Raw genomic sequence first — 4501 nt, 5'->3', positions numbered from 1 at the left:
GCCCTCCGGTGATCACTGAGCGTAGAGAACTCCATGATCGCCCCGGCTCGTGCCTGCTCTGCGTCCGGGGCACCCAGCCGATCACCCAACACGCCTACTGCCGGACTCTCTAAGTCGCCCGACCGGACGCACCACCGGCCACCCGGACACCTCCCACCCCCTCCCCCTCAGCTCACGATCTGCCCCTTCCCCAGCGCGATGACCCCGCCCGGCGACACGGTGTACAGCTCACCGTCCCGCTCCGGATTGACCCCGATCGTCGCCCCCGGCGGGACCTCCGTGTTCTTGTCCAGCACAGCCCCCCGCACCACAGCGCCCCGCCCGATGCGCACGTTGTCGTGCAGCACCGCCCCCTGTACGACCGCCCCGGGGTCGACGACCACCCCCGGCGACAGCACCGACCGCGTGACCTGCCCCCGGATCAGGCACCCCGCGCTGATGATCGACTCACTGGCCATCCCACCCGCGTTGAACCGCGCCGGGGAGAGCTGGCCGGAGTGCGTGTAGATCGGCCAGTCCCGGTTGAACAGGTTGAACGCGGGCCGCTCGGCGATGAGGTCCATGTGGGCGTCGTAGTACGCGTCCAGCGTCCCGACGTCCCGCCAGTACCCGCGGTCGCGGCTGGTCTCGCCGGGGACGTGGTTCTGGCTGAAGTCGTAGAGGAACGCCTCGCCGCGCGCGGTGAGCTGGGGCAGGATCGAACCGCCCATGTCGTGCACGGAGTGCTCGTCCTCGGCGTCCCGCTGGAGCGCCTCGATGAGGGTCTTGGTGGTGAACAGGTAGTTGCCCATGGAGGCGAACACGGTCTCCGGGTCGTCCGGGAGGCCGGGCGGGTCGGCGGGCTTCTCCAGGAACCGCTCGACGATCTGCCCGTCGCTGCCGGGGGTGATGACCCCGAAGGAGGACGACTCGGCGCGGGGTATCCGGATCCCCGCGACGGTGACCCCGGCGCCGCTCTCCATGTGCTGGGCGAGCATCTGGCGGGGGTCCATCCGGTACACGTGGTCGGCGCCGAACACCGCGACGTACTCGGGCCGTTCGTCGTGCACGAGGTTCAGCGACTGGAGGAGGGCGTCCGCGCTGCCGAGGTACCAGCGGGGGCCGAGGCGCTGCTGCGCGGGCACGGGGGTGACGTAGTTGCCGAGCAGGCTCGACATCCGCCAGGTGGTGGTGATGTGCCGGTCCAGCGAGTGCGACTTGTACTGCGTCAGCACGCAGATGCGCAGGATGTCGGCGTTGACGAGGTTCGACAGGACGAAGTCCACCAGACGGTAGGTCCCGCCGAACGTCACCGCGGGTTTCGCCCGGTCCGCGGTCAGGGGCATCAGCCGCTTGCCCTCACCGCCCGCCAGCACGATCCCGAGCACCGAAGGCCCACCACGACGCATAGCCGCTCCTCACCCTTGGGTGACCGTTGACTGCCCCCGGGGACGCGCGCTCAACCCTGCCGGAGGATCTCCTCGTAGAGCGCGACGGTGCGCCGGGCGACCGCGCCCCACCCGAACTCCCCCACGGCGCGGGCCCGTCCGGCCTCCCCCATCCGCCGGGCCGCCGCCGGATCGGCGAGCACGGAGTCGAGGGCGCGCGCGAGCCCCGCCTCGAACTCGCCGTCCTCGCCGCCCACTTCGACGAGGACGCCGCTGTGTCCGTCGTCGACGACCTCGGGGATCCCGCCGACGCGCGAGGCGACGACCGGTGTCCCGCACGCCATCGCCTCCAGGTTCACGATCCCCAGCGGCTCGTACACCGACGGGCACACGAACACGGCGGCGTGCGTGAGGAGTTGGATGACCTCGGGACGCGGCAGCATCTTCGGGATCCAGTGCACGCCGCTGCGGACGCGGCTCAACTCCTCGTACAGTTCCCGGAATTCACGGTCGATCTCCGGGGTGTCGGGGGCGCCCGCGCACAGCACGACCTGCGCCGCCGGGTCGATGTCCCGTACGGCGCGCAGGAGTTGGGGGACGCCCTTCTGGCGGGTGATGCGGCCGACGAACAGGACGTAGGGCCGGCCGGGGTCGACTCCCGCGCGCAGCAGGGCCTCGGTGCCGTGGTCGGGGCGGTACAGCTCGGTGTCGATGCCGTTGTGGACGACGTGGACGCGGGCGGGGTCGAGCGCCGGGTAGCAGCCGAGGATGTCCTCGCGCATCGCCCCGGAGACGGCGATCACCGCGTCGGCGGACTCGATCGCGGTGCGCTCGGCCCAGCTCGACAGGGCGTATCCGCCGCCGAGCTGCTCGGCCTTCCAGGGGCGCAGGGGCTCCAGGGAGTGGGCGGTCATCACGTGCGGCACGCCGTGCAGGAGCTTCGCGAGGTGGCCCGCGAGATTGGCGTACCAGGTGTGGGAGTGGACCAGTTCACGGCCTTGCAGGGCCGCGGCCATGCCGAGGTCGACGGAGAAGGTGCGCAGCGCGTCGTTCGCGCCGTCCAGCGCGGACCAGGGGCGGTGGCGCAGCACGCCCTCGCCCCGGCCCTCGCCCCAGCAGTGCACGTCGAGATCGACCAGTGGTCGCAACTCCCGTGCGAGGAACTCGACATGGACTCCCGCGCCGCCGTACACGTCCGGCGGGTACTCCCGGGTCAGCAGGCCCACACGCAACCGAAGCCCCCTTCTCAGCGGCCAGTGCCCTCATGGTCACCCAGACGGGGCGCGCGGGGAAGAGCGTCGAGGCAACAGTCGCCGCACAGGCCCCCGCCGGGCACCCGGTAGTACAGACAGCAGCTGCGGCGCCGGAAGCGGGGTCCGGTGAAGGTGCCGGTGTCCGCGAGGAGGGGGTGGGCGAAGAGGGCCGCGGTGAGCGTGCGGGTGGTGGCGGCGACATCGGGACGGCGGTGCTGCCGGGCCCACAGGCTCAGTTGGCGCGCGCTGCCGGCGAGGGCGGAGCCGGCGTTGCCGCGCAGCAGGCCCACGGCGACGCCGCAGCGGGTGTGCAGGGCGGCGGCGAGGGGTTCGAGGTGGGCGTCGAGGACGGCCTGCGCCAGGTCCGCCACCGGGCGGGGGCGGACGTCTGTGAGCCACAGGTCGTCGGGGGCGGAGGCGTCCGGGTTCCAGCGCAGGAGGGCGGGGTCGAGGTCGGGGAGGGCGCCGTAGAGGGCGGCGCAGCCCAGGGCCGCCGACCAGAGGCGGGAGGCCAGAGACTGGTGGGCGAGGGAGGCGGCGACCCGCTCCTCGGGGGCGCGGACACTCTCGGCGACCTTGCGGACACGGAAAATCAGCGGTTCCCCGTAAACATCCGACGACCGGTGCCCGTACGCGTCCGCGAGGGTCGGCAGCCCGGCGGGCGGGGGCTGCGCCGGGTCTCCTGCCGGGGGTAGGAGGGTGCGCAGGACGGAGAAACCGCCGAGCGGGCGGAGGGCGGCGAGAGCGGGGTCGAGGTCCACGACAGGCAGTAGTACCAAGAAAGACCGGAGCGTGAGATCGGGTGCGGGAGGGACGCGCCACCACCCTTGAGTCTGACTGTGGTCCTTTCGTACTCCATCGGTAGTACGACGCAATGAGTGCTCAGGTACGACGACAGGAACAGATCGGCAGGGCATCGTTGTTGACATGAGAGCCGACCGTTCGCCTCGCCGGGCCCCGCGCCCCCGCCTCACGCAGAGGAGCAGCTCATGAGCGCCCTCGCGTTGTCCGTGGTCCTGTCGCTCGTCTCCGCCGTGGCGTACGCCGCGGGGGCGATCGTCCAGGAGCAGGTCGCGCTCTCCGCCGGCTCCGTCACCGGGCAGTACGCGCCGCTGCGCCGCCCCGCGTGGTGGGGCGCGGTCGCGCTGAACGGCCTGGGCGGCCTCCTGCACGTGGTGGCGCTGGCGTACGGCCCGCTGAGCCTGGTGCAGCCGCTCGGCGCGCTGACGATCGTCTTCGCCCTCCCGATGGCGGCGCTCCTCGTGAAGCGCCGCGCGGGGGCGACGGCCTGGCGCGGCGCCCTGATGGCGACGGTCGGTCTCGCCGGTCTCCTGGCGCTGGTCGGCGCCTCCGACTCGCAGTCCCTGTCGACGGCCGAGCGCATCGCCGTCGCGGCCGTCACCGGCGCCGCCGTGGCCGCCCTGATGGTCGCCGCCCGCGCCGTGCACCGGCATCCGGCGGTCCGCGCGATGCTCCTCGCGACGGCGTCCGGCATCGCGTTCGGCATGTCGTCGGTGTTCACGAAGACGGTCGCCGTGGACTGGACGGGCGGCGTCACCGCCGGCGAACTCCCCACGCTCGGCCTGATCGGCGCCCTCGCCACGGCGGGCATGATGCTCTCCCAGGCGTCCTACCGGGGCGCGGGCCTCGCCGCCCCGCTCTCCACGCTGACGGTCGTCAACCCGGTGGTCGCGGCGGCCGTCGGGATCACGATGTTCGGCGAGACCTTCCGCTACGGCACCACCGGCACCGTGCTCGCCCTGGGCTGCGGCGTCGTCGCGGCCGGCGGCCTGATCCTGCTGACGACGGAGCGGCTGGCCCGGGAACACCCGCAGGCCGAGGACCCGCACCCCGGCACGCAGCCGGACCCGGGGTCGCGCA

4 protein-coding genes are annotated in these 4501 nt (G+C 72.8%); 1 reads left to right on the top strand and 3 read right to left on the bottom strand.

Annotated features, from left to right (window positions below; genetic code table 11):
* Positions 1 to 167 precede the first annotated feature (167 nt).
* The 3 genes from glgC to ACVNF4_RS32880 are packed head-to-tail and all read right to left on the bottom strand — an operon-like array spanning position 168 to position 3381.
* A complete protein-coding gene (gene glgC / locus ACVNF4_RS32890; RefSeq protein ID WP_461806538.1) occupies positions 168 to 1388 on the bottom strand; it encodes a glucose-1-phosphate adenylyltransferase in 1221 nt (406 codons plus the stop codon).
* 50 nt (positions 1389 to 1438) lie between these two features.
* Positions 1439 to 2599, bottom strand: coding sequence for a glycogen synthase (gene glgA, locus ACVNF4_RS32885; protein WP_461806537.1), 1161 nt, complete (start codon positions 2597 to 2599; stop codon positions 1439 to 1441).
* 14 nt (positions 2600 to 2613) lie between these two features.
* Positions 2614 to 3381, bottom strand: a complete 768-nt coding sequence (locus ACVNF4_RS32880) for a (2Fe-2S)-binding protein (RefSeq protein WP_461806536.1) — start codon at positions 3379 to 3381, stop codon at positions 2614 to 2616.
* Positions 3382 to 3609: 228 nt separating this feature from the next.
* Between ACVNF4_RS32880 and ACVNF4_RS32875 the strand changes: the two genes are divergently transcribed.
* Positions 3610 to 4501: DMT family transporter (locus ACVNF4_RS32875; RefSeq protein ID WP_461806535.1), on the top strand; the 892-nt coding region annotated here is incomplete at its 3' end.

Source organism: Streptomyces sp. S6 (assembly GCF_054880855.1).
The sequence above is the reverse complement of the archived record's forward strand: the minus strand, read 5'-3'. Positions and strand labels throughout refer to the sequence as shown.